At 75.3% G+C, this 7,856-nt stretch carries 6 protein-coding genes and 1 pseudogene; 3 read left to right on the forward strand and 4 right to left on the reverse strand.

Annotation, left to right across the window (positions count from 1 at the left end):
• A pseudogene (locus tag ACIY1X_RS22450) lies at positions 1 to 767 on the forward strand (hypothetical protein); the annotation flags it as partial.
• 77 nt (positions 768 to 844) lie between these two features.
• Complete coding sequence (locus ACIY1X_RS22455; RefSeq protein ID WP_399684884.1) at positions 845 to 2,140, forward strand: MFS transporter; 1,296 nt, start codon at positions 845 to 847, stop codon at positions 2,138 to 2,140.
• A gap of 77 nt (positions 2,141 to 2,217) precedes the next feature.
• Here ACIY1X_RS22455 and ACIY1X_RS22460 read toward each other — a convergent pair whose 3' ends face one another.
• From ACIY1X_RS22460 to ACIY1X_RS22470, 3 genes are read right to left on the reverse strand one after another with little or no spacing between them, the layout of a single operon-like run.
• Entirely contained in the window at positions 2,218 to 3,204 is a 987-nt protein-coding gene (locus ACIY1X_RS22460) for an MDR family oxidoreductase (protein WP_399684886.1), read from the reverse strand.
• Between the two features lie 25 nt (positions 3,205 to 3,229).
• Positions 3,230 to 4,465 (reverse strand): CaiB/BaiF CoA transferase family protein, encoded by a 1,236-nt coding sequence (locus ACIY1X_RS22465; protein WP_399684889.1) that lies wholly within the window; start codon positions 4,463 to 4,465, stop codon positions 3,230 to 3,232.
• A 30-nt stretch (positions 4,466 to 4,495) separates the two neighbouring features.
• Complete coding sequence (locus ACIY1X_RS22470) at positions 4,496 to 5,476, reverse strand: tripartite tricarboxylate transporter substrate binding protein (protein ID WP_038217983.1); 981 nt, start codon at positions 5,474 to 5,476, stop codon at positions 4,496 to 4,498.
• A gap of 99 nt (positions 5,477 to 5,575) precedes the next feature.
• Between ACIY1X_RS22470 and ACIY1X_RS22475 the strand changes: the two genes are divergently transcribed.
• Positions 5,576 to 6,520 (forward strand): LysR family transcriptional regulator, encoded by a 945-nt coding sequence (locus ACIY1X_RS22475; protein ID WP_038217990.1) that lies wholly within the window; start codon positions 5,576 to 5,578, stop codon positions 6,518 to 6,520.
• A 10-nt stretch (positions 6,521 to 6,530) separates the two neighbouring features.
• Here ACIY1X_RS22475 and ACIY1X_RS22480 read toward each other — a convergent pair.
• The coding region (locus ACIY1X_RS22480) for a CHAD domain-containing protein (protein WP_399684892.1) at positions 6,531 to 7,856 on the reverse strand (1,326 nt) is incomplete at its 5' end.

The raw sequence follows: 7,856 nt of genomic DNA on the forward strand, positions 1-7,856 counted from the left end.
TCGAGTGGCACAACCTGTGGGCGCTGGCCTGCCGCTCGCAGGCGCTGGCGATGGCCGCGGACGCCGCGCGCCGCGACGCCGCCGCCGCGCAGGCCGAGGAGGCGCTGCGCCACTTCGACCGCGCGCTGGCCGCGGCCTTCGAGTCGCACGCCTTCGACGCCGCGCAGCACGTGGCGGCCAACATGGGCATGGCGCTGTGGCTGTTCGACCGCGTCGGCCTCGCGGTGGATGGCACGCGCCGCGAGAGCGAGGCGCTGCGCCGCGCGGTGCAGTGGATCGCCTTCAGCGAGTGGCTGTGCCGCCAGGCCGAGGTGCAGGGCCGCTCGGCCTGGAACGCGATCTACCTGCTGCGCATCGCCCGCGGCGGCTGCACCGCGGCGCCACGCCTGCCGCTGGCGGACTTCCGCGCCCTGCGGCCGCTGCGCATGGCGCAGGCGGCGGCGCTGGCAGGGCCGCTGGCCGACGGCTTCGCGCCCGCGCAGTGGCCTGCCGACTGGGTGGCGGTGGCGCGCCAGCGGCTGGAGGAGCACGCCAGCGGCCGGCGCCGCTACCCGGGCCTGCAGCGCGCCAGCCTGCTGTTCGAGCTGGCCTGGCACGCGGCGCACGGCGGCGACCTGCGCGAGGCCGCGGCGGCGCTGGCCGCCCTGCGCGGCGAGCTGCCCGCCCTGCCCGCCGCCGACCGCGCCTACTTCCGCGAGGTATGGAACGACGCGCTGCCGGCCGAACTGCTGGCGCTGGAGCCGCCGCCGCGCCGGGCGGCGCGCTGAGGCAGAGCGTCCCGCGCGCGACGAGCAGCTTTTCGCGTGGGCGGTTAGGCTCTGCGCCGAGACACCCCCGCCGACCCATGAGCTTTCGCGCCGATTCCACGCGCGCCGACCCCGCCGGCGCCGCTTCCTCCCCAACATCCGACCACCGCACCGCGCGCGCCCTCGGCCCCTGGGCCTCCCTCTTGTTGCTGACCACCGGCTTCGCGCTGAGCCAGGCCTTCCGCACGGTGGCCGCCATCATGGCCGCGCCGCTGCAGGGGGAGTTCCACCTTTCGCCGCAGCAGCTGGGCCTGTTCGCCGGCGCCTTCCACTTCGCCTTCGGCGCGCTGCAGCTCTTCATGGGCATCGGCATCGACCTGCACGGCCTGCGGCGCACGGTGCTGTTCGCTTCACCGCTGATGGTGCTGGGCGCGGCGGTTTCGGCGCTGGCGACCAGCTTCCCGCTGCTGGTGGCGGGGCAGGTGCTGATCGGTGTGGGTTGCGCGCCGGCCTTCCTGGTGTGCACGGTGTACATCGCGCGGCACTTCCCGGCGGAGCGCTTCGCGGCGGTCTCCGGCACCATCCTCGCGGTGGGCAGCGTGGGCATGCTGGTCACGGGCACGCCGCTGGCCTGGCTGATCGAGGCCAGCTCGTGGCGCATGGGCTTCTGGGTGCTGGGGCTCGCGGCGGTGCTGTCGTGGGTGGCGATCGCGCTGTGGGTGCACGAGCCGATGCCCGCGGCCGCGCCCGGCGCGCCGCGCGAATCGCTGGGCCAGGCGGTGCGCACCTTCGGCCAGCTGTTCAGGCTGCCGCACACGCTGGGCATCGTGCTGTTCTCGCTGGTGACGTATGCCTCCTTCGTCGCGCTGCGCGGGCTGTGGCTGGGCCCGCTGATGATGCAGCGCCACGGCTGGAGCCTGGTGGCCGCGGGCAACCTGGCGATCGTGCTGTCGGTGGTCTCGCTGATCGGCCCGCCGCTGTTCGGCCGGCTCGACCCGGGGCCGCGCCCGCGCCGCCGCTGGCTGTTCTGGCTGTCGATCGTCGGGGCCGTGCTGCTCGCGGCGCTGGCGCTGGTCACGCGGCCGGCGGTGGACGTGGCGCTGGTGCTGGCCTTCGGCCTGCTGTCGGGCTACATGGTGCTGCAGTACCCGGACGTGAAGAACGCCTACGCCCCGGCCGTCACCGGCCGCGCGATGGCGCTGTTCACGATGGCGATGTTCATGGGCGTGGCGCTGATGCAGTGGCTCACCGGCGCCATCGCCTCGGCGGCGCAGGCGCACGGCGTCGAGCCCTTCTCCGCCGTGTTCGGCAGCATCGCCGCGATGCTGGTGGCCGGCGCGCTGGCCTTCCGCCTGCTGCCGCAGCCGGCGAGCGTGACGAACGACGCGCGCTGAGCCCGGCAGCGCTCATTGGATAACCTCCGTGCTTCGCACTGCGGTGCGAGCCCCCTTCGGGACGGCCGGGCGGGGGCTCAGGCCGCCACGTCCACCACCACCCGCCCGCGCACCTGCCCGGCCAGCAGGCGCGGCGCGAGGCCGACCGCATCGGCCAGGCCGATGGTCCCGGTGTTGGCCGCCAGCACCTCGCGCGGCAGTTCGCGCGCCAGGCGGTCCCAGGCGCTGACGCGGCGGGCCTGCGGGGCGTAGACGCTGTCCACGCCTGCCAGCGTGACGCCGCGCAGGATGAAGGGCGCGACGGTGGCGGGGAGGTCCATGCCCTGCGCCAGGCCGCAGGCGGCCACGGTGCCGCCGTACTTCAGGCTGGCGCAGACGTTGGCCAGGGTGTGGCTGCCGACGCTGTCCACGGCGGCGGCCCAGCGTTCCTTCTGCAGCGGCTTGCCCGGCGCCGAGAGGGTGGCGCGGTCGATCACCTCGGCCGCGCCCAGCGCCTTCAGGTGCGCGGCCTCGTTCGCACGGCCGGTGGAGGCGTGCACCTCGAAGCCCAGGCGCGACAGCAGCGCGATGGCGATGCTGCCGACGCCGCCGTTGGCGCCCGTCACCAGCACCGCGCCGGCATCGGGCGTCACACCGCGGTCCTGCAGCGCCATCACGCACAGCATGGCGGTGTAGCCGGCCGTGCCGATGGCCATGGCGTCGTGCGTGGTGAAGGCGGCCGGCAGCGGCACCAGCCAGTCGGCCTTCACGCGCGCCTGCTGCGCCAGGCCGCCCCAGTGCACCTCGCCCACGCCCCAGCCGTTGAGCAGCACGGCGTCGCCCGGCTTGAAGCGCGCGTCGGCGCTCTCGACCACGCTGCCGGCGAAGTCGATGCCGGGCACCATCGGGAAGCTGCGCACCACCGGCGACTTGCCGGTGATGGCCAGCGCGTCCTTGTAGTTGACGGTGGAGTGGGCCACCGCGACGCGCACCTCGCCCTCGGGCAGCTGCGCCTCGTCGAGCGGCTGCACGGCGGCGTGGGTGGCGCGGTCGTCGGACTGGGTGAGCAGGAGGGCCTGGAACATGGGTGTCCTTTCGTCGGTTCGGCAGTCAACGCAGGCCGGCAGCATCGCACAGCGCGGCGGACGCTGCATCCTGCACCTGCCGCTGCAGCGCGGCCGTGTCGGCGCCCAGCGCCGGGGCACCGCGCGGCGAGGGCCCGCCGTCGTGGCGGAAGCGGAAGCCCAGGCCCGGCGTGCGCACCTGCGCATCGCCCTGGGCGAAGACGGCCGGCGCGAGCGCGGCGCCCTCGCCGGCCGTCGCCTCGTCGAGGAACTCCCCCAGCCGCCGCACGCGCGCCGCGGGCACGCCGGCGGCGTTGAGCCGCGCCTCCATGTCCGCCGCCGAGCGCTGCGCGAATGCGTCGCGGAAGAGCTGCTGCAGCCGCGGCAGGTCGCGCGCCACGACGAAGCCGCCGCCCGGCGCGTTGAAGCTCTCCAGGTCCAGCGCCGCGGCGTCCTCGCACAGCGCCTCCATGCCGAGCACGGCGGCCAGCCTGCGGAACTGCGCCGGCGTGTTGGCCGCGGTGGCGAGCCAGCCGTCGGCGCAGCGGTACGTGTCGGCGGTGGGGCTGCCGGTGTAGCCGCGGTTGCCGGCGCGGCGCGGCGCGATGCCGTGCGTGAGGTAGCTGCTGGCGTTGGGGTACATCAGCATCAGCGAGGCCTGCACCATCGAGGCGTCGATGTACTGGCCGCGCGCCTCGCCCGTCTCGCGCTCGCGGCGGTGCAGCGCGGCGGTGATCGACAGCGCGCCGAGCATGCCGACAGCCACGTCGATGGCCGGGAAGCCGACCTTCTGCGGCGGTGCGTCCTCGCTGTCGCCCGACATCATCATCATGCCGGTCAGGGCCTGGATGACGTGGTCGTAGGCGCCGCGGCCGGACCACGCGCCCTCCTGGCCGTAGCCGGAGATCGAGCAGTAGACGATGTCGGGCCGCAGCGCGCGGATGCTCTCGTAGTCCAGCCCGTACTTCGCCACCACGCCGGGGCGGAAGTTCTCGATGAACACGTCGGCGTCCCGCGCCAGCGCGCGCACCAGCGCCGCGCCCTCGGGCGTGCGGATGTCGGCCACCAGCGAGCGCTTGCCGGCGTTGAGCGCGGCGAAGCCGGCGGGCGTGTCGCCGCAGCCGTCATCGTGCGGCGTGCGGCTGGCGCGCATCACCTCGCCCTGCGGCGGCTCGACCTTGATCACCTCCGCGCCCATCTGCGCCAGGTACATCGAGGCCATCGGCCCCGCGATCACGTGCGACATGTCGATGACGCGCACGCCTTCCAGTGGCTTGGCCATGGACGCTTTCCTTTTTCCTTGCTGCGGGATTCAGCTGTTCACGGTGACACCGCCCAGCCGGACGATCTCGGCCCACTTGCGGTTCTCGCTGCGCACGAAGGCGGCGAAGGCCTGGGGCGAATCGCCCAGCAGACCCGCCTCGTTGCCGGCCGCCTCGAAGGCCGCCTGCACGGCGGGCGAGCGCACCGTCTTCGCCATGGCGGCGTAGAGCGTGGCGGCGATGGCGTCGGGCGTCTTCGCCGGCGCCCACATGCCGAACCACGACTCCTGCACGGCCAGCTCGTTGTCCAGGCGCTCGTGCAGCGTCGGCACATCGGGCAGCAGCGGCAGCCGGCGCCGGCTCGTCACCGCCAGCGCGCGCAGCTTGCCGGCCTTGACCTGCGGCACGCCGGTGCCCGCGACGGGAAAGGCGAACTGCGTGTCGCCGCGCAGCAGCGAGGCGGCGATCTCGACCGAGCCCTTCAGCGGGATGTGCGTGACCGTCAGCCCCGCCAGCGAGGCCAGCGTGGCCCCCGCCAGGTGGGCCGAGGTGCCGATGCCGCCGGAGCCGTAGTTCATCTGCCCCGGCTTCGCCTTCGCATCGGCGATCAGCTCGTCCAGCGTCTTCCACGGCGCGTCGGCGCGCACGACCAGCACGGTGGGCGAGGAGGCGAGGTTCGCCACCGGCTTGAAGTCGGCGACCGGGTCGAACTTCAGGTCGGGCTGCAGCGCCTTCTGGATCAGGTGGGTGTTCGAACCCATGAGCAGCGTGTAGCCGTCGGGCGGCTGCTGGGCCACGTACTGCGCGGCCAGCACGCCGGCGGCGCCGACCTTGTTCTCGATCACCACCGGCTGGCCCAGCGCCTCGCCCAGCGCCGGGCCGGCCTGGCGCAGCTGCACGTCGGGGCCGCCGCCGGCCGCGTAGGGCGAGATGACGCGCACCGGGCGCGAGGGATAGGGCTCGGCAGCGCGCGCGGCCAGCGGCAGCAGCCAGGCGGCGGACGCCGCCGTGCAGAAGGTCCTGCGGTCCATCGGCTTGTCTCCTTCGTTGTGGTGCCGCCAGCTTAGGAAGCTCGTGCGATATCCGATAGTGATATGTTTTGATCAGGTGAAAACTTCTGGAGATACCCGATGCCGACCGACCCGAGGGCTTCCGGCTTCGATCCCCGGCGCCTGGTGGCCCGGCTGCGCTTCCGCCACCTGCAGCTGCTGGTGGCGCTGCAGCGCGGCGGCAGCCTGCGCGCGGCCGCCGCGGAGCTGAGCCTGACGCAGCCCGCGCTGTCGAAAGCGCTGGGCGAGGTGGAGGCGGCCTTCGGCGCGCGCCTGTTCACCCGCGGCCCGCGCGGCCTGTCGCCCACGCCGCGCGGCGAGATCGCGATCCGCGGCGCGGCGCTGCTGCTGGAGGAGCTGGCCCATGTGGGCGCGGAGACCTGGGCGGAGCCGGCGATCACGCTGGTGCGGGTGGGCGCGCCGCCCTTCGTGGCGCAGGGCGTCCTGCCCGAGGTGCTGGCCCGGCTGGTGGGCGACGGGCAGACGGTGCGCGCGCAGTTGATGGAGGAGCGCGTGCCGCTGCTGGTGACGGCCCTGCTGGACGGCCGGCTGGACGCGCTGGTGACGACCTACCCCGCCGAGATGCCGGAAGCGGCCGGCCAGCCGCTGCGTTTCGAGCGGCTGTTCGACGCAGACTTCGCCGTCATCGCGCCGGCAGACCACCCGGCGGCCCGCGCGCGCCGCATCACGTGGCCGCGCCTGGCCGGCGAGCCCTGGGTGATGCCGGCCCGCAGCTCGATGGTGCGGCGGATGATGGAGGGCGTGTTCCACCGCGAGGGGCTGGCGGCGCCGCAGCCGGTGGTGGAGTCGACCAGCCCGATGAGCAACGTGCGGCTGGTGGCGCAGGGGATCGGCCTGAGCGCGGTGCCTGCGGCGACGCTGCGCGGCGCGCCGGACGCGCAGCGCGTGCGGCGGGTGCGGGTCCACCCGCCGATCCCGCCCGGGCCGGTGGCGCTGGTCTACCGCGCGTCGCCGCTCAATCCGCGGCTGGCGCTGCTGCGCCGGGCGCTGGGCCTGGACGGATGAGGAACGCGGGTCAGCCGCGGCCCTTCCAGAAGGCCGGCGCGTCGGCGATGCGCACCAGCGCGCGGTGCGCGCGGCGGGCCAGCGCATCGCGGCGGGCATCGAGCCAACCGAGCGCGTACCAGGCGCGCGCATCGTGCGGCACCGCCTCGGCGAAGAGAGCGCGGGCGACGACGGCGTCGTTGTAGACGCCGAGCGCGTCCTGCGCGGGGCGCAGCGCATCGAGGAAGCGGCCGGCGCGGCGCGCGCCGAACAGCGGCGCGGTGAATTCGGCCAGGTAGCGCAGCCGCTTGAGGCGCTTGCGCACGCGGTGGCGGGCCTCGTCGTCCAGCGACTCGAAGCGCGCGCCATCGCGCAGCACCTGCCGGCGCAGGCGGCGCAGGCGCTGCTGCAGGTGCGCCAGGGCCGCCTCGGCGTCCAGCGCCGCCTGCCCTTGCGCGTCCGCCGCGGCCGGCGAGGCGGCGAGGCCGACCAGGGCCACCAGCGCGGCCTGCAGGGCCGGAGCCCGCACGACTTCGGCCACACGCACCGGGGCTTCGGCGGGCGGCGGCAGGTCGATGGCGGGGGCGCCGTCCGCCTGCAGCGCGGCGAGCGCCTCGGCCAGCACCAGGTCGCGGTCGCGCTGCGCGCCGAGGGCGCGGAAGGTCTCGACCAGCGGCGCCTCCCAGGCGGGATCGAGGCCGGGCGCCAGCGCCGCCAGTTCGCGCAGCGCCACGCGCAGGCGGCGGATGCCGATGCGCAACTGGTGCACCACCTCCGCGTCCTCGCTGCCTTCGGCCACCTCGGTGGCGTTGGGCAGGATCTGCGCCAGGCAGGCGGCGACGACGGCGCGCTGCACGGCGGGGCCGTCGGGGGCTTCGCCCGCCTGCGCGGCGAAGGGCGCGAAGTCCGGCGGCGCGGCCTTGACCGGCACCGCGGGCGGATCGCCGCGCATCAGCCGCTCGCCGCGCTCGGCCTTGGAGACGGTGCTCAGCCACAGGCCGTGGCGCTGCGCCCACTGCGCGGCCAGCGCCGCCAGCGCGCTCACCGGGCCGCGCAGCAGTTCCAGCTCCAGTTCGCAGACCGGCGCCGTGCGCGGCGGGCCGCCGGCCGGGTCGGGCGCGGCGATGCGGCCGGTGTCCAGCGCCAGCTCCACCGTGGCGCCGGCGTGGCGCACGACGCGCGTGAGGCGGCGCACGTCGGTGGCGTAGGTCTGCATCAGCGGCGCGCCGCCGGTGGCGGCGAGCACCTCGGCCAGGCGTTCGCCCACCGGCGTGCCGGCATGCCGCGCCGGATCGGGCAGCGCGGGCGGGGCGCCGCCACCGAGGTCGGCGTTGTGCTCCAGGCGCTGCACCGGGCC

Origin of the sequence: Xenophilus sp., assembly GCF_044462705.1 — a bacterium.
Taxonomy (GTDB): Bacteria; Pseudomonadota; Gammaproteobacteria; order Burkholderiales; family Burkholderiaceae_C; genus Xenophilus; species Xenophilus azovorans.

Excerpts from the sequence above, each read along its gene's own strand:
- ACIY1X_RS22470 (WP_038217983.1), bottom strand. The coding sequence starts at position 5,476 with ATGGACCGCAGGACCTTCTGCACGGCGGCGTCCGCCGCCTGGCTGCTG.
- ACIY1X_RS22455 (WP_399684884.1), top strand. The coding sequence starts at position 845 with ATGAGCTTTCGCGCCGATTCCACGCGCGCCGACCCCGCCGGCGCCGCT.
- ACIY1X_RS22475 (WP_038217990.1), top strand. The coding sequence starts at position 5,576 with ATGCCGACCGACCCGAGGGCTTCCGGCTTCGATCCCCGGCGCCTGGTG.
- ACIY1X_RS22465 (WP_399684889.1), bottom strand. The coding sequence starts at position 4,465 with ATGGCCAAGCCACTGGAAGGCGTGCGCGTCATCGACATGTCGCACGTG.
- ACIY1X_RS22460 (WP_399684886.1), bottom strand. The coding sequence starts at position 3,204 with ATGTTCCAGGCCCTCCTGCTCACCCAGTCCGACGACCGCGCCACCCAC.